Here is a 21,766-nt window from a genome sequence, read left to right as displayed (position 1 = left end):
CCATGAGCGCCACGTTGATCGCCAGAGACCTGTCCGCCGGGCACGGTGACCGGCAGCTCTTCACCGGGCTGGACCTCGTCGTCGCGCCCGGCGACGTGATCGGTCTGGTCGGCGCGAACGGTGCCGGCAAGTCGACGCTGCTGCGAATCCTGGCCGGGGTGGACACGCCCGAATCGGGCACGGTCACGCTCGGCCCGCCGACCGCCACCGTCGGGCTGCTGCCGCAGGAGCCGCAGCGCCGACCGGGCGAGTCGGTACGCGACTACCTGGCCCGCCGGACCGGGGTGGCGGCGGCGCAGCAGGCGATGGACGCCGCCGCCGAGGCGCTGGCCACCGGCCAGCCCGGTGCCGACGACACCTACGCGGTGGCGCTGGAACGCTGGCTGGATCTCGGCGGTGCCGACCTGGCCGAACGCGCCGAGCAGGTGGTCGCCGACCTGGGTCTGACGGTGACGTTGGACCAGCCGACGACGGCGCTCTCCGGCGGCCAGGCGGCCCGCGCCCAGCTCGCGTCGCTGCTGCTCAGCCGCTACGACGTGGTGCTGCTCGACGAGCCGACCAACGATCTGGACCTGGCCGGGCTGGCCCGGCTGGAGCAGTTCGTCACCGGACTGCGCGCCGGTGCCGTGGTGGTGTCGCACGACCGGGAGTTCCTGGCCCGTACGGTCACCCGGGTGGTCGAGCTGGATCTGGCCCAGCAGCAGGTCAACCACTACGGCGGCGGGTACGAGGCGTACCTGGCCGAGCGGGAGGTGGCCCGCCGGCACGCCCGGGAGGCGTACGAGGAGTACGCCGACACCCGGGCCGGGCTGGAAACCCGCGCCCGTACCCAGCGCGCCTGGATGGAGAAAGGCGTCCGCAACGCGCGGCGCAAGGCCACCGACAACGACAAGTTCATCCCCCACCTGCGGGGCGAGACGTCGGAGAAGCAGGCGGCGAAGGCGCGGCAGACCGAGCGGATGATCGAGCGGCTGGAGGTCGTCGAGGAGCCGCGCAAGGAGTGGGAGCTGCGGATGGAGATCGCCGCCGCGCCCCGGGCCGGCGCGGTGGTCGCGGTGCTGCGCCGGGCGGTGGTACGCCGAGGCGGGTTCACCCTCGGCCCGGTGGATCTGCAGATCGACTGGGCGGACCGGGTGGCGATCACCGGGCCGAACGGGTCCGGCAAGTCGACGCTGCTCGGCGCGCTGCTGGGGCGGCTGCCGCTGGCCTCGGGCGAGTCGTGGCTCGGCCCCGGGGTGGTGGTCGGCGAGATCGACCAGGCCCGCCAACTGTTCCTGCGCGACGAGCCGGTGTTGGACGCGTTCCGGGCGGCGGCCGACCTGGCCCCCGCCGAGGCCCGTACGGTGCTGGCGAAGTTCGGGCTGCGGGCCGACCACGTGCTGCGTCCGGCGGCCACCCTGTCGCCGGGCGAGCGGACCCGTACGGCGTTGGCGTTGCTGCAGGCGCGCGGGGTGAATCTGCTGGTCCTCGACGAGCCGACGAACCATCTGGATCTGCCGGCGATCGAGCAGTTGGAGTCGGCGCTGGCGTCGTTCACCGGCACGTTGCTGCTGGTCACGCACGACCGGCGAATGTTGGAGTCGGTGCGGCTGACCCGGCGGATCACGCTGGACGGCGACGGCCCCGCACTCCGGTCGCTGCTGGACCTGTCCCTCGACTAGGGGCAGGACCAGGGGGTACGACCGGGTTGCGGGGCGCCGCCGGGGCACTCCGGGTCAGCGGCGGTCGTCGTCCGGTGTCGGTTGCGGCAGCTGCTGGTAGATGTCCGGGATCCCGTCGCCGTCGCGGTCCTGCCGTTCCTGTTCGGAGATCCGCCGGTAGACCTTGTTGCGCCGGCTGAGGACGATGGCGGCGAGCAGCGCCGCGGTCAGCGAGCCGATCAGGACGGCCGCCTTGACGTGTGCGTCACGGTCGCTGCCGGCGCCGAACGCCAGCTCGCCGATCAGCAGCGAGACGGTGAACCCGATGCCGGCCAGCAGGGACACCCCGAGCAGGTCGACCCATTTCAGCCCGCCCAGGTCGGCGCGGGTGAAGCGGGTCATCAGCCCGGTGGCGCCCAGGATGCCGATCGTCTTGCCGAGGACCAGACCGGCGATCACGCCGATCGCCACCGGATCGGTCAGCACCGACCCGATGCCGCCGTCCCGCAGCGACACCCCGGCGGCGAAGAAGGCGAAGACCGGCACGGCGAAGCCGGCGGAGATCGGCCGCCACCGGTGTTCGAAGTGCTCGGCCATGCCGTGCTGCTCGCCCTTGCGGGGCAGCACCGGCACCATGAAGCCGAGCAGTACGCCGGCGATGGTGGCGTGTACGCCGGAGGCGTGCATCAGCGTCCAGGTGATGGCGGCCAGTGGGATCAGCGCCCACCACCAGGTCCTGCCGAACCGCAGCAGCAGCGCGAAGGCGAGCAGCGGCAGCAGGGAGCCGGCCAGGGCCAGGAAGTTGACCTGTTCGGTGTAGAAGAACGCGATGATGGTGATCGCCAGCAGGTCGTCGACGACGGCCAGGGTGAGCAGGAAGGCGCGCAGGCCCTGCGGCAGGTGGGAGCCGATGACGGCGAGCACGGCGAGGGCGAACGCGATGTCGGTGGCGGTGGGGATCGCCCAGCCGCGCAGCGCGCTGTCGCCGGTGTTGAGGTTGATCAGTACGTAGATGAGCGCCGGCATGGCCATGCCGCCGACCGCGGCGATCACCGGCAGCGCGGCCCGGCGTGGGCTGCGCAGTTCACCGGCGACGAATTCGCGTTTGAGTTCCAGACCGACCACGAAGAAGAAGATCGCCAACAGGCCGTCCGCCGCCCAGTGCGCCAGGTCGACGTCCAGGTGCAGCGGTGCCCCGCCGGGCCAGGGCACGAACTGGCCCAGGTCGGTGTAGGCGTCACCCCACGGTGAGTTGGCCCAGATCAGCGCGATGACCGCGCCGAGCAGCAGCAGCCCGCCGCCGACGGTCTCGGTGCGGAGCACGTCGCCGATGAACTTGGCTTCCGCCCAGGAGGAGAGCTGGAACGGACGCCGGGACTCCGGCGGCCTGGTTGAGTCCGACTTTTCACTCGATCCGGACTTGTCGCCGGATCCGGAGGCCTTGGTGGGGGTCGGGTCGGTCATTTAGAGAACTCCACCTCCACGTACGTGCAGCAGGTACAGCGACGCCGGTCCTGGTTGACCGGCGCGTCGATGATGATCACACTATCCGTTCCGGCACGGTTACCGAAGGTCTCCGGTTGGCGACGCCGCCGCCGGGCAACCTCCGGCACCGGTTCTGCCGTACCCCGATTCTTCCAAGGTCATGTCGCGCTGACCAGCAAGTGCGGGGTCTCTCACCGACCCCGTCCGGTGCCGCAGCCAGAGTTCGAGTTGAAGCAACGTGTAGATCTCGCCGGCGTGGTCGAGCCCGGCCTGGTGCTCGTCGAGCAGCCGGCGGACCGCAGCCGGCTGGAACAGGCCACGGTCCTGGAAGGTCCGGTCGGTGAGCAGGTCCCGGGCGAGTTCGCGCAGCTCGGCTCGCAGCCAGCTGGCCAGCGGCGGCCGGGCGTCCACCGGATCGGACGTGACCACCCGGCCCGGCAACCAGCCGGCCGCCGTCCGCCGCGCCAGGTTCCGCCGCCGCCCCGGCACCTTCCACGATGCCGGCAGGCCGGCCGCCCACTCGATCAGTCGGTGGTCGAGTAACGGCGCCTGCAGCCGTAGTCCCGCGCCGGCCGACACCGTCGACCACCGGGCGAGTACGTCGCCGGGCAGGTATCCGAGCAGGTCCGCATCGGTCATCCGGGCCGCCTGGGAGTCCCCCGACGAGGCGAGGTAGGCCGCCTCGGCCAGCAGGCCGCTGTCCACGTCGGCGAGTTCGTCGCGCAGCCGCGCCAGGTAGAGGGCATTCTTCTGCTCGGCGCTGCACTCGGCGACGATCCGCGCGTACCGGGTCGGCGGTGGGCAGCCGGCGACCTCCAGCAGCCGGCCGAACCGGCGCACCGGGGTCCCGGCCATGCTCCGCCGCACCAACGCGGCCCCGGCCCGCTGCAACCCCGGCAGTCCGGCCGGCCGCTGCGGCCAGCCGTTGAGCCAGCCGAGCAGCAGGTGGTGCGGGAACCCGCCGTACAGCAGGGCACCGCCGAGGCCGCAGAACGCCTCCGCCCGCCGCACCCCGGCGTACCGGGCGACCAGGTAGGCCGGGATCGCGGCCGGGCTGGCGAACGGTTCGTCGAACAGGCCGGCGATCTGCTGCGGTACGGCCGGGTCGAGCCCGGTCACCAGATACTCCTGGTGCTCGGTGCCGAGCGCCCGGGCGACGGCTCGCGCCGCCGCCCGCTGGTCGAGCCGGGGTTCGCCGAACCCGACGGAGCAGGTGTGCGTCCTGACGCTGGTGCTGCGGGTCACGGCGGCCGCGACCAGCGTGGCGCTGATCCCGCCGGAGAGCAGCACGTGCGGCGACCCGGTGGCCGGCAGCCGGGAGCGCACGGCGTCGACCAGCCGCCCGCGGAGCTGCTCGGCGGCCTGGTCGACGCCCGGTGCCGACGGCCCGGCAGCGGCGTCGATTGTCCAGTAGCGACGGGTGGTGACCCGCCCGTCCGCCCAGGTCAGCGACGTGCCCGGGGGAAGCTTGCGGATGCCGGCGTAGATCGTCCACGGCGCGGGGACGTACCGGTAGGTCAGGTAGTGGTGCAGTGCGACCGGGTCGAGCTCCTGGCTGGTACGGGGATCGGCCAGCAACGCCCGCAGCTGCGAGGCGAAGGTCAGCTGGCCACCGCTGAGCCGCCAGTACAGCGTCCGCTCTCCGGTCCGGTCGGCCGCCAGCAGCAGCTGGTTCCGGTCGCGGTCCCAGACCGCGATCGCGAAGTCGCCGGTCAGCCTGGTGACAGCCGCCGTACCGTGCCGCCGGTACAGGTCGAGCAGGTCGGGTTGGGCAGTGCAGCTGACCGCGACCGCGTCCGCCGTGGCCGCGTAGTGCGGCGACCGGGTCGCGGAGTACGGCGACCGGGTCGCCGCCCGGTCGCCGTCGGACCAGCGGGCGACGATCGCCGCGCGGTCGTCCAGGTAGCGACCGGTCTGCTGAAGGTCGTGCGGGGTGCAGGCCAGGGCGAGTTGGTCGACGCCCTCTTGGCGGCCACCCACATCACCGACAATACCGACTATTGCTGACATATTGTGACGCTAACCCCAGTTGGCTCCGCCGGGTGTCGAGTTGTCGATCAGGTTCACCCGACGACGCCGGTCAGCCCGAGTCTCGTCTAGATTTTCGCCGATTGGCGTTATAGATACGTAATGTCTGGTTAGCCTGGATCTCTCAGCGATCGAGCCAGAGGTGATCACCTTGACCGGGCGACCTGACCATCAGGGCAATCCGGCACCGGCCCCGGAGAACTGGGCCGACCTGCCCGCGCACGACCAGGGCCAGCACCGCCCCGCCACGGCGGACGACGACTGGGCCGAGTCACACCAGTGGACCATCGACCAGCAGCACGACCAATGGGCCACGGCCGACCAGACATACGACCAGTGGGCGGCCGCCGACCAGCCGCGCTGGGCGGCGGACCAGCCGCAGTGGTCCGACCGGCAGCCGGGGGCCTCGGCGACCAGCCCGGTGACGCTGACCCGGTCGAGCGCCGGCAGTGGCCAGCACCGGCGGCCACCGGCCCGGCACGGCCGTCGCCGGCTGCGCCGCATCGCCCTGCTCGGCATCACCGGCCTGGTGGTCGCCGCCCTCGCCGGGGTGGCCGGGGTGGCCGCCGTCAGCCACTACTACCTCGGCGAGATCAAGCGGATCCCCGACCCGTTCGCCGCCATCCCGGCCGACCAGCGGCCGGCACCGACGCCGGAAGGGCTGACCGTGCTGCTCGCCGGCGTCGACAGCCTCGCCTCCAGCGCCACCGGCGCGGACTCCCCCACCGGGCCGTACGGCCGGACCGACTCGCTGATGGTGGTCCGGATCACCGCCGACCGGGAGCGGGCGTACGTCGTCTCCATCCCCCGCGACTCGTGGGTCCCGGTTCCCGGGCACGGCAACCTCAAGATCAATTCTGCGTACGCGCTCGGTGGCGCCAGCCTCGCCGTGCAGACCGTCGAGAACGTGACCGGGCTGCGCATCGACCACGTCGCCCTGATCGACCTCGTCGGGCTGCAGGACCTGACCGACGCGGTCGGTGGGGTGACCGTGGAGATCCCGGCCGGGACGCCCGGACCGAGCCTGCAATCCAGCTGGCCCGCCGGACCGCAGCGGCTCGACGGCGAGCAGGCCGTCAAGTACGTACGCCAGCGCTACGGCCTACCGGAGGGCGACTTCGACCGGATGCGCCGCCACCAGAACTACCTGCGCGCGCTGCTCGACGAGACTCTCGACCGGGACACTCTGACCAGCCCACGGCAGCTCGGCGCGCTGCTCGACGCGATCACCGCGACCGTCACCGTCGACGACGGCCTGACCAACGACAAGCTCCGGCAGCTCACCTTCGACCTACGCAAGATCCGTAACGACGTCCGGTTCGTCACCGCTCCGGTGGCGAACACCGGGTACGTCGGCGACCAGTGGGTGATATGGCTGGACACCGATCGCGGCGTCGAGTTCTGGAGCGCCGTACGCGACGACACCTTGGAGCAGTACATCGAGCGGTACGGCACCGAGCAGCTCGACTCGGTCGTCGTCCGCTGACCACCTCACCCCTCCCATCAGTCGGACCCGGCGCGACTGCGCACCGGATTCCCCCAGACCGGAAAAACCGGAACGATCAAGGAAGGTAGAGAACCTGTGCGTATCAGCAGACTGCTGACCGTCGGCGCCGCGACGGTGACGGCGATCGCCCTGGCGGCCGCCCCGGCCGCCGCCCAGCAGGACACCACGACGACCTTCGACCTGGACGCCGGCACCCTGGACATGACCGTCCCGGGCACCGCCGACCTGGGCAACGGCGGCAGTGGCACGACGATCACCGGCCAGCTCGGCGCGGTGACCGTCGACGACACCCGGGCCGCCGCCGACGCGTCCTGGACCGCCGAGGTGCAGGCCACCGACTTCACCACCGACGACGGCGGTGACGCGAGCGAGATCGTCACTCCCGGAAACATCGACTACTGGTCCGGCGCGGCGACCGCGACCGAAGGAAACGGCACCTTCACGCCGGGGCAGGCCGACGCCGGCGCGGCCGTCCCGCTCAGTGACGTCACGCCGGTCACCGCGTTCACCCACGCCGGCGGCACCGGGAACAACTCGGCGTCCTGGAACCCGACGTTGGAGGTCAACGTACCGCTGGCGAACGTCGCCGGCACCTACACCGGGACGGTGACCCATTCGGTCGCCTGACCGCCGTCGACGGTGGCTGTCGCTCGCCGTCCTGCTGTGCTGCGTCGCCGGTCTGGGCCACCCGGCCCGGGCCGGCGCCGCCCCGGCCCCGGAGCCGGCGCCCGCCGCCGACGGCGGGATCGGCATCCAACTGCTGGAGGCGCCCACGCAGCGTCGTGCCGATCCACGGGCGCACCGGTACATCGTCGACCACGTACCGCCGGGCACCAGCATCCGGCGTGAGGTGCTGGTGGTCAACAACTCGGGGCTGCACCGACGGATCGAGGTGTATGCCGGCGCCGCCCGCATCGAGCAGGGCCGGTTCCGCTTCGCCGCCACGGGCACCGGCAACGAGCTGACCTCCTGGATCACCGTGGACCGGCCCCGACTGGATCTGGCACCGTACGAGCAGGCCCGGGTCGAGGTGGCCATCGCCGTGCCGCCCAAGGCATCCGAGGGCGAGCGGTACGCAGTGATCTGGGCGGCGACCGGCACGGACGACGGCGCAGACGATGGCACGGACGACGACGGCACCGGTGCGGACAGCGGCACCGGCGGTGGTCAACCGGGCGACCGGCAGGGAGTGCAGGGCGATGTCCGCCAGGTGCACCGGGTCGGCATCCGGGTCTATCTCGACGTCGGGATGGGCGGCGAGCCGCGCTCCGACTTCGAGATCGAAGGGCTGCTGCCGGCCCGCGATGACGCCGGTGTGCCGTCGCTCAGCGCCCGGGTGCGCAACACCGGCGGCCGGGCCGTCGACCTGACCGGCGAGGTGGAGCTGTCCGAGGGGCCGGCCGGGGCGCGGGCCGGGCCGTTCCCGGTGGTACGAGGGACCACCCTGCTGCCCGGGGAGACCGGATCGGTGCTGGTCGAGCTGCCGGGGGACCTGCCCGACGGACCGTGGACGGTGACCGTACGGCTGCGCAGCGGGACCGTCGCCCACGAGGCGACCGGTCGGCTGACCTTTCCGGAGCCGGGCGTGGTCGGCGTACCCGCGTCGGTTCTGAGCGGGATGCTCACCGCGCCGACGGTGATGGGCGGGTCACTGGTGTTCGGCCTGCTGGTGCTCGGCGCTCTGGCGCTCGTGGCTCGGCGGGTTCGCTCGGGGGCCCGGACGGCGTGACCGGGGCCCGGTTCGACCACCACCGGGCCAGGGCCGCGCAGACGATCAGCTGGATCTGATGGAAGATCATCAGCGGCAGGACCAGCAGGCCGAGCAGTTGCGGGCTGAACAGCACGGCCGCCATCGGCAACCCGGTGGCCAGGCTCTTCTTGGCGCCGCAGAAGACCGTCGCGGCCCGGTCGGCGTGGTCGAAGCCGAGCAGCCGGGTGACGCCGAACAGCAGCCCCATCACCACCGCCAGCAGGGCGCCGACGGTGGCCCCGAGAACCAGCAGCTGGCTGACGGCGATCTGCTGCCAGATCCCGGCGACCACACCGGCGCTGAACGCGGTGTAGACCACCAGCAGGATCGAGCCCCGGTCGACCACCGAGGTCAGGCTCTTGTGCCGGCCGATCCAGTCGGCGGTCCACCGCCGGGACAACTGACCGGCGACGAACGGCAGCAGCAGCTGCCCGACGATCGATCCGATCGAACCGGCGGTCAGCCGCAGGTCACCGGTGTTCTGCATGAGCAGCACGGCGAGCAGCGGGGTGAGCGCGACCCCGACGATGTTGGAGAACGACGCGCTGAACACGGCGGCCGGCACGTTGCCCCGGGCGATCGAGGTGAACGCGATCGACGACTGCACCGTCGAGGGGACCACGCAGAGGAAGAGGACCCCTTGGTAGAGGTCGGCTGGCAGCAGTTGCGGGCTCATCACCGCGACGGCCAGGCCGAGCAGCGGAAAGACCACGAAGGTGGTGCTCAGCACCACGGTGTGCAGGCGCCAGTGCCGGGCGCCGGCGAGCGCCGCCGCCGGGGCGATCCTGGCCCCGTGCAGAAAGAACAGCAGGGCGATGCCGACGCTGGCGACGACACCGGCGACCGAGGCGGCGGTACCGCGGACCGGGAGCAGCGCGGCGAGCGCCACGACGGCGAACAGCATCGCGATGAACGGGTCGATGATCAGCCAGCGGGGCCAGCGCATCCGGGTGCTCCAGGTAGCCAGGGGGGTGGTCCACCCATTCTGAGCGGCCGGCCGATCAGCGGGAAAGCTGATCACCGCACTGACTGTCATCGCGTAACGCGATAACATCCGGATCGTGTACGAGCCTGTCCAGCTGCGCAGCTTCCTGGCGGTGAGCCAGTTGCTGAGCTTCACCCGGGCCGCCGAGCGGCTCGGTCTGCGGCAGTCCACGGTCAGCGCGCACGTACGGCGGTTGGAGGAGGCGGCCGGGCGGCCGCTGCTGCTGCGCGACACGCACACCGTGCAGCTGACGGTGGACGGCGAAGCGATGATCAGCTTCGCCCGGGACATTCTCGACGCGCACGACCGGGCCCGCCGGCATTTCAGCACCACGGTGGTACGCGGCAAGCTGCGGCTCGGCGTCTCCGAGGACCTGATCTCCAGTTATCTGCCGGACGTGCTGCAGACCTTCCGCCGCCGCAACCCGCTGGTCGACGTCGAGCTGACCGTGGCGCTGAGCGGCACACTGCACCAGTTGCTGGACGCCCGGGCACTCGACCTGGTTTTCGCCAAACGTCTGGCGGGTCAGTCCCGGGGCGCCCTGGTCTGGCGGGACCGGCTGGTCTGGCTGGGCGCTGCGGACCAGCCGACGCCGCCACGGCGCACCGCCGGGGAACCGGTGCCGCTGGTGGTCTACCCGCCGCCGAGCATCTCCCGGGCGCAGGCGCTCGCCGCGCTCTCGTCGGCCGGTCAGCCGTGGCGGATCGCCTGCACCAGCGGCAGCCTCGGCGGGCTGGTGGCCGCCGCCCGCGCCGGTCTCGGCCTGCTGCCGCACTCGGCCCGGCTGGTGCCGGCCGGCCTGACCCCGGTGACCCCGGCCGATCTGCCGCCGCTGGGCGAGGTGGAGTTCATCCTGCTGTCCCGTCCGGACGCCGATCCGGCGGTGGCGGCGGCGGTCAGTGAGGCGGTCGGGGCCGCCGGTCGACCGACCGCCGGTGGCCGGGGACGGGTCCTGCCGACCGCCGACTGACCCGACCCGGATCGCAGATCGACAGTTCTTGCTGCAAGTTGCCGTCTTTTCTTGCAGATTGCGGCGGCAAAACAGCATGCATCGGGCGAGTCCATCGTCGGCGTCTCCGAGCGTGCGGCCGAAACAAGCTGTTCACAACAGGCCGTCCGATTGTTACCCTCACCACACGCCTGAAAGTGTTTGCGATCCTTGCAGATCCTTTCAGATCCCGTGCCTGTCCCCCCGCAGGCGAGCCGTCACCAGCATTGGAGAACGCTGATGTCCGTACCCGGATCGACCGTGTCCAGACCGATGGCCGCCGCCGTGGCGGCCGTCCTCGGCATCCCGCTGGCTGTCAGCCTGGCCGCGCCCGCCACCGCCACCACCCCCGCCGCCGCCGTCAGCAACGGCGACACCATCGTGCACCTGTTCCAGTGGCGGTGGGACTCCATCGCCGAGGAGTGCGAGACAACACTCGGCCCGGACGGCTGGGGTGGGGTCCAGGTATCCCCGCCGCAGGAGCATGTGGTGCTGCCCAGCGCCGAAGGTGCCAGCTATCCGTGGTGGCAGGATTACCAGCCGGTCTCGTACCGGATCGACCAGACCCGGCGCGGCGACCGAGCCGACTTCGTCGACATGGTCGAACGCTGCCGCGACCAGGGCGTCAAGATCTACGTCGACATGGTGCTCAACCACATGAGCGGCACCGGATCGGTCGGCAGCGGGCCGGGCAGCGCCGGCACCGTCTACAGCAAGTACGGCTATCCCGACCTGTTCGGCGACGGCTCCGGCGACAGCTACGGCTACGCCGACTTCGGCCCCTGCTACCGCACCATCAGCAACTGGGGCAGCAAGACCGAGGTGCAGGACTGCGAACTGCTCGACCTGGCCGACCTCAACACCGCCGACCCGGAGGTACGCCGCAAGATCGCCAAGTACATGAACTCGGTGATCGCCCTCGGCGTCGCCGGGTTCCGGGTGGACGCCGCCAAACACGTCCAGGAAGCCCACCTGGCGGACATCATCTCCCGGCTCGACGACGTGCCCGGCTTCGGCGGCCGGCCCGACCTGTTCCACGAGGTGTACGGCGACGGCACCATCCCGTACACCGCGTACGCACCGTATGGCAAGGTCACCAACTTCGACTACCAGCGGGCGGTCTCCGCGGCCTTCCGCGACGGCAACATCGCCCAGCTGGCCAGCCTGCCGGACTACGGCGGGCTGACCGGCGACCAGGCTGTCGTCTTCATCGACAACCACGACACCCAGCGGGCCACCCCGACGCTCACCTACCAGGACGGCGACCGCTACTACCTGGCCGACGCGTTCATGCTGGCCCACCCGTACGGGACCCCGCAGTTGATGTCCAGCTACGCCTTCGGCCCGGTGGTCGCCCAGGGCCCGCCCAGCACCGGCGACGGCACCACGCTGCCGACCGACTGCGCCAGCGCCGAGTGGATCTGCGAGCACCGCGACGAGCAGGTCGCCGGCATGGTCAGCTTCCGCAACGCCACCGCCGGCACCGGCATCGGCGGCGTCGTCACCGACGGCAACGGCCGGTTCGGCTTCGCCCGCGCCGACCGCGGGTACGCCGCGTTCAACGCGACCGGCAGCACCTGGAGCCGCAGCTTCACCACCGGCCTGCCGGACGGCTGGTACTGCAACGTGGCCCGGGGCACCTACCGGGCGGACAGTGGCACCTGCACCGGCGGCACGATCGCCGTCACCGACGGCGGCTTCCATGCCGACATCCCGGCGAACCGGGCAGTGGCACTGCACGTCGCGGCGCGGCTCGACTGCACCGACCCGGCCGGCTGCGGCCCGGTCGACCCGCCCCCGGGCGACGGCACCCCGGTCACCGCCACCGTGCAGACCACGCCCGGTCAGCAGGTACGGGTGGTCGGCTCACTGCCCGAACTCGGCTCCTGGGACCCGGCCGGCGCGGCGCCGCTGGGCACCGACGCGGCCAGCTACCCGACCTGGACCGGCTCCGTCGACGTCCCGGACGGTACGGCGTTCGAGTGGAAACTGGTCAAGGTGGCGCCGAACGGCATCGTCGAGTGGGAAGCTGGCGCGAACCGCACCGGCGTCGGCGGCACCCCGCTCACCGCCACCTGGGGCCAGCCCGACTCCGGCGGCGAGCAGCCGGGCACCGTCACGGTCACCTTCGACGTCACCGCGACCACCTGGTACGGGCAGGACGTCCTGGTCGTCGGCTCGGTCCCGGCGCTGGGCTCGTGGGACCCGACCAGGGCGGTCGCCCTCGCTCCGGACGACTACCCGGTCTGGTCGGGCAGCGTCACGCTGCCGGCCGGTGAGTCCTTCGAGTACAAGTACCTGAAGCGGGCACCGGACGGCACCGTCGACTGGGAGTCGGGCGGCAACCGCAGTGCCACCCCGGCCGGCGACGCGACGACCCTCACCGACACCTGGCGGTGACCCGACGGTGTACGGCGGACCGGCTCCGCGCGGTCCGCCGTACACCCGGTGGCCGAGCTGATAGCCTCGGCCCAGGTGGACGGACCGGCTACGGACGCCTGCCGTTCGGGAGGTCACCTGTGCGGATCGGGCCGCGGGTAGCAACCGTCGTAGTCAACTACCGGCACTACGACGACACTGTCCGTTGCCTCACCTCGTTGCAGGCCAGTGACACCGCCGACCAGCGGGTGATCGTCGTCGACAACACCGAACGGGAGCACCCCGGACCCGATCTCACCGACCTGCTGGATCCGGCCGTGGAGGTCGTCTCGGCCGGCGACAACGTCGGCTTCGCCGCTGGCTGCAACATCGGGATCCGGGCCGCACTGGCGTCGTCCGCCGAGTTCGTCTGGCTGCTCAACCCGGATGCGGTCGTCAGCGCGGAGACGTTGACCCGTCTGCTGCAGACCGCCGAGGAGCACCCGGACGCCGGGATCGTCGGCAGCCGCATCCTCGACGGCGGACACCCGGCCCGCATTCTGTTCAACGGCGGCGTAATCAAGGGCCACGGGTCCACGTACCACGCCGACGCCGGGGTGTTCGATCCGTCCGTGCCGGACGGGACGGTACGCGACGTCGACTACGTCACCGGCGCGTGTTTCCTGATCCGGCGGGAGACGCTACGCCAGATCGGTCTGCTGTCCGAGGACTACTTCCTGTACTACGAGGAGACCGACTACTGCCTGCGCGCCCAGCAGGCCGGCTGGCGTACCGTCCTCGCTCCCTACTCCCGGGTCTGGCACTACAAACGGTCGGCCGGCAGATACCCGCCGCCGTACTACGTCTACTACATGTGCCGGAACCGGTTGCACTTCAGCAAGCGGTTCTTCACCGCCCCGCTGAGCGAGATCGAGTCGGAGCTGGAGGCGTTCGCCACCTGTTGGCTCCAGCAGGTCGCCACCCATGCCCCGCAGTTGCGCGTCGGCTACGAAAAGCTCGTCGAACTGGCTCTCGCCGACGGCCGGGACGGTCGCCTCGGCCGCCGCGACGACATCGACGCGCTCGTCTGCGGCTAGCCGGAGACGACGAGCGGATCGTCAGCCGGAGACGAGCCCGATCGCCAGCCGCGCGGAGCCCGACGGATCGCCAACCAGATTTGACGCGGTTGCTGTCGCTTCGCCGCCGCTCACCCCGTTGATCCAGTAAAGTTGCTGTTCAGCCACCCCCTGCGCCCCGACTACGCACCGCCCGGCCGACGAGGCCCACGGCGCACCCGCGGAGACGGACTTGAGCAGATACTCCTACAGTTTCGAGCCGGAGGACACCAACAACACCGCCGCCGCCGTCTACCGGCTGGCGGCGAGCGGTGGCCCCCGGGTACTCGACCTCGGTTCGGGGCCGGGCGTCGTCTCCGGCATGCTCGCCACCGTCGCGGGGCGCACCGTCACCTGCGCCGACGTCGACACCGAGGCGCTCGCCGAGGCCCGGGCCGGCGGCGTACAGGAGACGATGGTCGTCGACCTGCGGGAACCGGACTGGCCCGGCGTGCTGGCCGGCCGCGAGTACGACGTGGTGATCCTCGCCGACGTACTGGAGCACCTGATCGAGCCGGGTTCCGTCCTGCGCGCTCTGCGTGACGACAAGATCCTCGCTCCGGACGGTCTGCTGGTCGTCAGCTTCCCGAACATGGCGCACGAGTCGATCATCATCGAGTTGATGACCGGCAACTTCGAGTACACCAGGACGGGCCTGCTGGACTCGACCCACCTGCGCTTCTTCACCCGGACCAGCATGCAGACGCTGCTGGAGTCGAACGGGTTCCTGGTCAGCGCGACACACCGGACGATCCGGTCCGCCGAGCAGACTCCGCACCGGGCCCGCGCCTTCGAGATCAGCGCCGAGCTGCGCCGGGTGGTAGCCCAGCTAGGTGCGGAGGCCGAGACCTACCAGTACGTCATGGAGTGCCGGCCGTCCACCGAAGCGGTCCGGATCAGCCTGGCCGAGCAGCGGCTCGCCGCCGAGCATTCGGCCCACCTCGACGCGCTGGCCGAGAACGAGCGGCTGGCCGCGCAACTCGACGACCTGCAGCACCGGCACCGGCAGCTGGACGAGCAGTTCCGCCTCGCCCAGGACCTGGTCGGCCAGGAACGACTCGACGCGCTGCAGGCCCGTGAGACGCTGCGCCGGGCCGAGCAGGAACGGACGCAGTTCCAGGCGAAGCTGAAGGACTCGCAGCAGAAGGTCAAGGAACTGCAGGAGACGGCGACCAGGCTGCAGACCCGGATCAACAAGATGACCAACAGCAACACGTACCGGGCCGGAAAGATGGTCCGGTACGTGTTCCGGCCGAACGAGGGCCTGCGGGCCGTCAAACGCCGACGGAGCCGGTCGACCAACCGACGCGCCACGACCGGCACCGGTGCCGGTGCCGACAGCTCGGAGGGCCGCAGGGCGCCGGCCACCAACGTGCCGGCCCAGTTTCACGGGCTGACCGCTGATCCGGTGCTGTGCGACGCCTACCGGCGGGCCTGCGGGCAGGACCGGTTCCACCGCTCGGACGCGGTGAAGGTGCTGTTCTGCGTCTCCACCGTCGACCTGGACGCCGGCCGCGGCGACCTCTACGTCGCCGTCGGGATCGGCCGCCACCTGCAGCGACACGGCTACGAGGTCGCGTACCTGCCGGCGGAGCGCTGGGCGGAGCTGCCGCCGGAGACCGACGTGGCGGTCGCCATGATCCCGACGTTCGACCCGCTGACCGTGCCGGACCGCTGCCGGATCGTCGCCTGGGTCCGCAACGAAACCGACCGCTGGCGAGAGCATCCGCACCTCGCCCTGTTCGACACGGTGGTCGCCTCCTCGTCCGCTTCGGTCAGCCGGCTACGCGAGCACTACGACGGGCCGGTCGGGTTGCTGCCGCTCGGGGTGGACACCGAGCTGTTCACCCTGCCCGGTGCCGACCAGGTCCGCGGTGGCGCGGTGACGACGGTCAACTCGTGGGGCCGGGAGCGGCACCTGTACCAGTGCCTGCGTGGGGTGGACATCACCTTCCCGTTCGTCGTCTTCGGCGAGCAGCGCGGGCTGAACTCGTACTTCTCCCGGTACGCCGGCGGCCCGACCAGCTATTTCAACCTGCCGGGCCTGTACCGGCGGGCGCTGCTGGTGCTCGACGACCTCAACCACACCACCCGGCCGTACGGCAACGTCAACTCCCGGCTGCTGGAGAGCCTGGCGGCGGGCGCGCTGCCCCTGACGAACTGCCGGATCGGGCTCGCCGAACTCGGGCTGGCGCAGCTGCCCACGTACAGCGACGCGGCCAGCCTCGGCGACCTGATCGCCCGGCTGACCGGCGACCCCGCCGGCACCGTCGCGCTGGCCGGCCAGCTGTCCGCGGTGGTACGCGAGCGGCACTCGTTCGCCCGCCGGGCGGTGGACCTGCACGCGGTGATCGACGGGCTCGACCCGCAGCCGCGCCGGGCGAACAGCCGGTTCGTCGGCACGTACCCCTACTACCTGGACAATCCGTACCAGCAGCTGCTGATGTCGGGGTTACGCGACGTCGGGGTGCGGTGGTTCCCGGTCGCCGACGCCGTCCGGGTCTCCGCTGCCCCGCACCTGGCCGCCGGTCGGCTGGACAACTACGTGCTGCACGTGCACTGGACCGACCCGATCGTGCACCCGGCCACCGACGCCCAGCAGGCGGCGGCGCGGCTGGCCGAGTTCCAGAACCGGATCGCCGACCTGCGGCGTCGGGGCGGCCGGCTGATCTGGACCATTCACAACGTCTTCCCGCACGAGTGGAAGTTCCCGGAGGTGGAGAAGGAGCTGGCCCGGTACCTCGCCGCCGAGGCCGATGTCGTGCACCTGCTCTGCCCGGAGACGGTGGCGGCGACCGCGCCACACTATCCGCTGCCGCCGGAGAAGGTCCGGATCGTCCGGCACAGCAGCTACCTCGGGGTGTATCCCGACTCGGTGAGCCGGCTCGCGGCCCGTCGCCGGTTCGGGTACGCCGCAGACGATCACGTCCTGCTGTTCTTCGGTGGGATCCGACCGTACAAGGGGGTCAGCGAACTGCTCGACGCGTTCAACGCGGCCGGTGAGCAGGATCCCCGGCTGCGGCTGATCGTCGCGGGGGCGCCGAAACGGCTCGACCCGCGCGACGGGCTGGCCGAACGTTGCGACCGTGACCCTCGGATCACCGCGATGTTCGATCCGGTCCCGGACGAGGAGGTCCAGTTCTATTTCAAGGCCGCGGACACGGTGGTGCTGCCGTACCGCACGGTGCTCAACTCGGGCAGCTTCCATCTGGCGGTCTCGTTCGGCCGCCCGGTGGTGGCGCCACGGGTGGGCGCGTTGACCGCGCTGCTCGATCCGGCGTACACCATCGGCTTCGATCCGGCGGCCCGCGACGGGCTGACCGACGCCCTGCTGGCCTCGACCAATCTGCGCGGCAGACACGTGGAGCTGGCGGCCCGGGCCGCCGCCCGCAGCTACCAGTTCGGCGACATGGCCCGCGACTACGCCAAGATGGTCACCGAACTGTTCGAGACCCCACACCGCGACTGAGCCGGTACGCGTGACGACCGCCCGGTCGCAACCCCGTGGCCGCTGCCCGATCCCGCACCGGTCCGCGGCCTGCCACTGTGGAGGGCACATTGGATGATCACTAGGATCGCCCGGTGATCATCCGACGTACCGCCCAGGCTGTCCTGATCGGACTACTGGGCGTCATCATCCTGCCCGGAACCCCGCCCGCCGGTGCCGACGAGACCACCGAGAACCTGCGGATGCAGCTGGTCCTGGACGTCAGCGGCTCGATGCGGGAGCCCGACATGAACGGCCAGACCCGGATGGCCGTCGCCCAACGCGCGTTCAACGAGGTCGTCGACGCCGTGCCGGCCGGCACCGACCTGGGCATCCGGGTCCTCGGTGCCACCTACCCCGGCGACGACAAGGCACTCGGCTGCCAGGACACCCAGCAGATCGTGCCGGTCGGGCCGGTCGACCGCGACCAGGCGAAGGCCGCGATCGCCAGCCTGCGGCCCACCGGCTTCACCCCGATCGGGCTGGCGCTGCGGGAGGCGGCCAAGGATCTCGGCTCTGGTGAGACCGCCCGCCGCATCGTTCTGATCACCGACGGTGAGGACACCTGCGCCCCACCCGACCCGTGTGACGTCGCCCGGGAACTCGCCGCCCAGGGCACCCGGCTGATCGTCGACACGCTCGGCCTCACCCTCGACGACAAGGTCCGCCAGCAGCTGGTCTGCATCGCCGGGGCCACCGGCGGCACGTACACCACCGCGCAGAGCGCCGACCAGCTCGCCGACCGGATCAACCAGCTGGTCGACCGGGCCCAGGACACCTACACCCAGACCCCGGAGCTGGTCACCGGCAGCACCGACTGCACGGCGGCACCACTGCTCGCGGCCGGCGTCTACACCGACCGGGAACGCTTCGAGGAGCACCGCTGGTACCGCGTACCGATCCGAGCGGACCAGGAGCTGCGCGCCTCGGTGAGCATCGCGCTGGACCGCCCGGTGAACCGGGACTACGGGATCCTGCTCCGCGCGGTCCATCCCAACGGCCGTGAACTGGTCCGGGGTACCGACGCCGGCAGCGGCCGGACCGACGTACTGTCCACCGGCCTGCGCTGGTCCGCCGGCCCGGAAGACGACCGGACCGACGACACCGACCGGGCCGACGACACCGACCGGGCCGACGACGCCGATGGAACTGCTGACCTGGCCGGTACTCCGTCCGCCGCCGCGCCGACGGCCGCCGGCGTGGAACCACCGCCCTCCGAGGTCTGCCTGGTGGTCAGCAACTCGTTCGCCGCCGCCGGCGGGGCCGGTGACGCCCCGGGCATGCCGATCGAGCTCACCGTCGATCTGGTGGCCGCCTCCCCCACCCCGGAAAGCCCGGGCCTGGGCCGCGGCTGGCTGCTGCTGATCGTGCTCAGCCTCGCGGGGCTGGTCACCGGAGTCTTCGCCGGCTGGCTGACCCGCTGGTGGACCACTGTCTGGAAGGAGAGCTGAGTTGACCCGTCGTACATTCCGGCTGACCCGCACCGGCCTGGCCGTCGGCGCCGCTGGCGCCGCCGTCCTTCTCGTCGCGACCCCGGCGGCGGCCGACGGCCCCACCCCGGCACCGGTGGAGGCCACTCTCACCAAGGCCGGTACGTCGTTCCTCACCGCTGCGGCGGTCCACATCGACCAGCCGGTTCGGGTCTCCGCCGCGACCGGCGAGTACCTGTACTGGTCGTTCCCGGCCCAGGCCGGGCAGACCAGCTCGATCGCGGCGACCGTGACCCTCGCCGATCCGGCGACGCGCAGCGGCGCGTCGACCTGGACCATCGACGTGTTCGACGGGCTGCGCCGCCGCCAGCCGTGCACCGCGGGCATGCAGGCGCCCGTCGGATCCGCCACCGACCGGCAGGTACGGGCGGGCTGCGTACTGCGGCAGGTCCGGGCCTGGGCGGAGCCGTGGTCCGCCGATCCACTACCCGGCACCTACTACGTCCGACTCTCCGTCACCGACCTGCCGGAGCAGGACCTCGGTCTGCCGGTGCAGGTCGAGCTGCGGGTGAGCGCCGACGTGTCGGGCGACACCAGCCCGGAGGGCGGCCGGCTGGCGGCGCCGCTGACGCCGACCGTACGGCAGGGGGCGGTGCTCACCAGCGCGGCCGACGGCACCGACACGGCCGACGGCACCGACACGGCCGACGGCACCGATACGGCCGACGCCGCCGGACAGGTCAGCGAAGAGTCCTGGTGGGATGGTGTCGTCGGCTGGTTCAGCGGCTGGTTGCCCGGCCTGACGAGTCGGTGGATCTGGACGGTGGCCGGTGGTGTACTGGCCGCCGTCGGTGGCGTGGTCGGCTTCGGGCTGACCCGCCGGCCGCGCCGCCGGACCGGCCCCGCCGCAGCCGGCTGACCTGCTGACCGGCTGCGGGCTCCGTCGGCCCGGCCGGTGGACTCCGTCGGCCCGGCCGACGGCCCGGTCAGCCGGCGGCTGCCAGCCGGCGCATCGACTCGGCCGGCAGCCGGCGTCCGACCGCCACCACCGGCCGTCCGGCGGGCGTGCCGTCGCCCGAACCGGTGACGGCCGGGTCGATCTCGGTCAGCAGCCGGCGGAACAGCGTCGGGCGGTCCACCCGGATCACGGTGCTGCGCCCGCTGCGCTCGACGACCGTGTGCGGCAGCGCCAACGCCGGTGCGGCACTTCGCAGCAGCGCCGCCGCCGGGGTGCTCACCGAGATGGCGAGCACCCCGGCGGTCCGGTCCGCCGGAGCCAGCAGCGCGGCCATCCGCCAGACGGCCAGCGCAGCGGGGTAGTGCGCGGCCGCCAGCCCGGGACTGCCGAGCATCCGCCGCCCGTCGCGCCACGCGCCGGCCAACGCCCGCAACACCCGGTGGTACCCGTCCGAGGACACCTCGACCCTGGTCAGCGACGTGCATGCGCCGACCGGGCTGGTCACCGACCAGGTGATCGTGGACAGCAGGCGGGCGGTCCGGGCCGCGGCCGCGGGCTGCTCGGTCTGCGCAACCGGTAGCTGCCGGTCCGCGGTGGTCGACGCCGCCCCCAGCCGGCGCCAGCCGACCGGCCGCCGCTCGTTCCAGCAGAACGCGGCCTCCAGCAACGGGTACGCGCCGAGCGGGCCGGCCGCGACGGCGCGCAGCACCTTCTCGGTGCCGCCACCGGGCCGGCTGTCCGCCCCGGTGCAGGCGTCGCCGGCACCGCCACTGCCGGCCGTGGTCGGTAGGGTCATGACTGAACTCCTCTGCCACGTTCACGGACGCGCCCGCCAGGGGCGCGCAGGTCAACTTGCCGGGATGGACCGCTCCGCCACGAACCGGCCCTGCTGGACGCGGAACGCCCAGACCACCACCGACGACGCCACCAGCTCGCCGGTGCCGGTCCAGGCGATCCGGGTGGTGACCCCGGGCGCGTCGTAGTCGTCGACGAACGCGGCCATCGCGGCCCGGTCTCCGTGTCCGGCCTGGATTCCGGCGAGGAACACCGTCGCCGCGTCGTACGACTCGGCGGAGTTGGTGCCCGGATCCACCCCGAAGCGTTCCCGGTAGCGCTGCGGGAACTCGGCCCCGGCCCGCTCCGGCGGCAGGCAGGGGCAGGTGATCACCACCCCGGTCTCGGCGTCGTCGCCGGCCTCGCGGAGAAAGCCGTCCGCCTTCGCCCCGTCACCGGCGACGAAGGTCGCCGGGATGTCGGCCGCGCGGAGCTGTCGGCGCAGCCGACCGGCTTCCGCGTAGTAGCCGCCGTAGAAGACCACGTCGGCGTCGGCGGAACGGATCTGCCCGACGACCGCGCTGAAGTCGGTCGCACCGGCGGCGACCGTCGCCCGCTGCACCACCTTGGCGCCGAGTCCGGCGGCCACCTGGTCGGCCAGCCCCTGGCCGTACGCCCCGCCGTCGTCGACGACGAACACCGCCGTGCCGCCCAGCGCCTGGTCGATGTACCGACCGGCGGCACGCCCCTGCGCGGCGTCGTTGCCGACCAGCCGGTGAAAGGTGGACCAGCCGCGTTCGCTCAGTTCGGTACGGGTCGCCGAGGTGGTGATGGTGGCGACGCCACCCTGGTCGAGGATCGGCAGTGCCGCTTCGGCCTCGCCGGAGAAACCCGGACCGACCACCCCGATGATGCGGGCGTCGTTGACGATCTGCTGGGCCAGCGCGGGGGCCTGCTTCGGGTCGCCCTGCGAATCGAACTCGACCAGCTCCACCGGGCAGTCCGGATGCTCCGCCCGGTACTGGTCGAAGGCCAGGCGGGCGCCGTCGCGGACGTTGCCGCCGAGGTCGGCCGAGTCACCGGAGAGCGGGCCGAGGACCGCGATGCGGCTGCCGCAGGCGCTGGCCGGTGCCGTCTGCTCGCCGCCGGCCGCGACGCATCCGGTCAGCACCGACAGCAGGCCGAGCACCGCCGTCGGCCGCAGCAACGTGCGCACGTCCACCTCCTGTACCCGGTCGGACCCGCCTATCCTGCTGGTAGG

The 21,766-nt window shown here is 72.0% G+C and carries 16 protein-coding genes; 10 read left to right on the top strand and 6 right to left on the bottom strand.

The window, feature by feature from the left end; genetic code table 11:
- Positions 1-2 precede the first annotated feature (2 nt).
- Complete coding sequence (locus O7629_RS30155) at positions 3-1,661, top strand: ABC-F family ATP-binding cassette domain-containing protein (RefSeq protein WP_278174731.1); 1,659 nt, start codon at positions 3-5, stop codon at positions 1,659-1,661.
- A gap of 54 nt (positions 1,662-1,715) precedes the next feature.
- Here O7629_RS30155 and nhaA read toward each other — a convergent pair whose 3' ends face one another.
- The gene (gene nhaA / locus O7629_RS30150; RefSeq protein ID WP_278173547.1) at positions 1,716-3,104 is read right to left on the bottom strand and encodes a Na+/H+ antiporter NhaA; all 1,389 of its coding nucleotides are present in this window, start codon (positions 3,102-3,104) and stop codon (positions 1,716-1,718) included.
- A gap of 99 nt (positions 3,105-3,203) precedes the next feature.
- Entirely contained in the window at positions 3,204-5,105 is a 1,902-nt protein-coding gene (locus O7629_RS30145; protein WP_278173546.1) for an asparagine synthase-related protein, read from the bottom strand.
- 199 nt (positions 5,106-5,304) lie between these two features.
- Between O7629_RS30145 and O7629_RS30140 the strand changes: the two genes are divergently transcribed.
- The 3 genes from O7629_RS30140 (at position 5,305) to O7629_RS30130 (ending at position 8,389) form a co-directional block, all read left to right on the top strand.
- A complete protein-coding gene (locus O7629_RS30140; RefSeq protein ID WP_278173545.1) occupies positions 5,305-6,639 on the top strand; it encodes an LCP family protein in 1,335 nt (444 codons plus the stop codon).
- A gap of 96 nt (positions 6,640-6,735) precedes the next feature.
- Positions 6,736-7,287: a hypothetical protein gene (locus tag O7629_RS30135; RefSeq protein WP_278173543.1), complete on the top strand. Its 552-nt coding sequence runs from the start codon at positions 6,736-6,738 to the stop codon at positions 7,285-7,287.
- A 229-nt stretch (positions 7,288-7,516) separates the two neighbouring features.
- Entirely contained in the window at positions 7,517-8,389 is an 873-nt protein-coding gene (locus tag O7629_RS30130) for a hypothetical protein (RefSeq protein ID WP_278173541.1), read from the top strand.
- On the opposite strand, the gene O7629_RS30125 is transcribed toward O7629_RS30130, so the two are convergent.
- Positions 8,283-9,356 (bottom strand): bile acid:sodium symporter family protein, encoded by a 1,074-nt coding sequence (locus tag O7629_RS30125; protein ID WP_278173540.1) that lies wholly within the window; start codon positions 9,354-9,356, stop codon positions 8,283-8,285. The two genes, O7629_RS30130 and O7629_RS30125, sit on opposite strands and share 107 nt — an antisense overlap.
- Before the next feature lie 115 nt (positions 9,357-9,471).
- Between O7629_RS30125 and O7629_RS30120 the strand changes: the two genes are divergently transcribed.
- From O7629_RS30120 to O7629_RS30110, 3 genes are all read left to right on the top strand, one after another.
- Positions 9,472-10,365 carry a LysR family transcriptional regulator gene (locus O7629_RS30120; RefSeq protein ID WP_278173539.1) on the top strand — a complete coding sequence of 298 codons (894 nt, stop codon included), beginning with the start codon at positions 9,472-9,474 and terminating at the stop codon, positions 10,363-10,365.
- A 258-nt stretch (positions 10,366-10,623) separates the two neighbouring features.
- Positions 10,624-12,783 (top strand): carbohydrate-binding module family 20 domain-containing protein, encoded by a 2,160-nt coding sequence (locus tag O7629_RS30115; RefSeq protein WP_278173538.1) that lies wholly within the window; start codon positions 10,624-10,626, stop codon positions 12,781-12,783.
- A 119-nt stretch (positions 12,784-12,902) separates the two neighbouring features.
- Entirely contained in the window at positions 12,903-13,838 is a 936-nt protein-coding gene (locus O7629_RS30110) for a glycosyltransferase family 2 protein (protein WP_278173537.1), read from the top strand.
- Positions 13,839-13,859: 21 nt separating this feature from the next.
- Here the strand turns inward: O7629_RS30110 and O7629_RS30105 are convergent, their stop codons facing one another.
- Entirely contained in the window at positions 13,860-13,985 is a 126-nt protein-coding gene (locus O7629_RS30105; protein ID WP_278173535.1) for a hypothetical protein, read from the bottom strand.
- 64 nt (positions 13,986-14,049) lie between these two features.
- Here O7629_RS30105 and O7629_RS30100 point away from each other — a divergent pair, with 64 nt between their 5' ends.
- The 3 genes from O7629_RS30100 (at position 14,050) to O7629_RS30090 (ending at position 19,692) form a co-directional block, all read left to right on the top strand.
- Entirely contained in the window at positions 14,050-17,325 is a 3,276-nt protein-coding gene (locus tag O7629_RS30100; RefSeq protein WP_278173534.1) for a methyltransferase domain-containing protein, read from the top strand.
- Between the two features lie 113 nt (positions 17,326-17,438).
- The gene (locus tag O7629_RS30095) at positions 17,439-18,794 is read left to right on the top strand and encodes a VWA domain-containing protein (RefSeq protein WP_278173532.1); all 1,356 of its coding nucleotides are present in this window, start codon (positions 17,439-17,441) and stop codon (positions 18,792-18,794) included.
- A gap of 1 nt (position 18,795) precedes the next feature.
- Positions 18,796-19,692, top strand: a complete 897-nt coding sequence (locus O7629_RS30090; protein ID WP_278173530.1) for a peptidase — start codon at positions 18,796-18,798, stop codon at positions 19,690-19,692.
- Between the two features lie 67 nt (positions 19,693-19,759).
- Here O7629_RS30090 and O7629_RS30085 read toward each other — a convergent pair whose 3' ends face one another.
- Positions 19,760-20,527: a hypothetical protein gene (locus O7629_RS30085; protein WP_278173527.1), complete on the bottom strand. Its 768-nt coding sequence runs from the start codon at positions 20,525-20,527 to the stop codon at positions 19,760-19,762.
- 51 nt (positions 20,528-20,578) lie between these two features.
- Positions 20,579-21,721 (bottom strand): branched-chain amino acid ABC transporter substrate-binding protein, encoded by a 1,143-nt coding sequence (locus O7629_RS30080; protein WP_278173525.1) that lies wholly within the window; start codon positions 21,719-21,721, stop codon positions 20,579-20,581.
- Between the last annotated feature and the right edge of the window lie 45 nt (positions 21,722-21,766).

The organism is Solwaraspora sp. WMMD792 (genome assembly GCF_029626105.1).
In the GTDB taxonomy this organism is placed as follows: Bacteria; Actinomycetota; Actinomycetes; order Mycobacteriales; family Micromonosporaceae; genus Micromonospora_E.
The sequence above is the reverse complement of the archived record's forward strand: the minus strand, read 5'-3'. Positions and strand labels throughout refer to the sequence as shown.